The sequence below is a fragment of the Streptomyces sp. NRRL WC-3549 genome, assembly GCF_000721935.1.
Classification (GTDB): domain Bacteria; phylum Actinomycetota; class Actinomycetes; order Streptomycetales; family Streptomycetaceae; genus Streptomyces.
In genome coordinates this window covers 46,583-47,022 of sequence record NZ_KL585411.1, presented here as the reverse complement: position 1 = coordinate 47,022, position 440 = coordinate 46,583, and the positions used below count along the sequence as shown (strand labels likewise).

1 pseudogene is annotated in these 440 nt (G+C 73.4%); it reads left to right on the top strand.

Annotated elements, in window-relative coordinates:
* A pseudogene (locus IH13_RS0120240) lies at positions 1 to 440 on the top strand (alcohol dehydrogenase catalytic domain-containing protein); the annotation flags it as partial.

Here is a 440-nt window from a genome sequence, read left to right as displayed (position 1 = left end):
GCCCGCTGCCGGCGGTACTCGGCCACGAGGGGGCCGGGGTGGTGGTGCGGACCGGCGGCCCGGACACCGGCGTCGGCATCGGCGACCACGTCGTGCTGAGCTTCGACTCCTGCGGACACTGCCGCAGTTGCACGGGCGCGGCCCCCGCCTACTGCGACTCCTTCGCCTCCCTGAACCTGTTCGGGGGGCGCGAGGAGGACCCGCCGCGGCTCACCGACGCGGCCGGAGAGGCGCTGGCACCCCGGTGGTTCGGCCAGTCGTCGTTCGCCGAGTACGCCCTCGTCCCGGCCCGCAACGCCGTCCGGGTCGATCCGGCGCTGCCCCTGGAACTGCTCGGGCCGCTCGGCTGCGGCTTCCTCACCGGTGCCGGAGCGGTGCTGAACACCTTCGGCATCGGCCCCGGCGACACTCTCGCGGTCCTGTCTCTTATACACATCTCT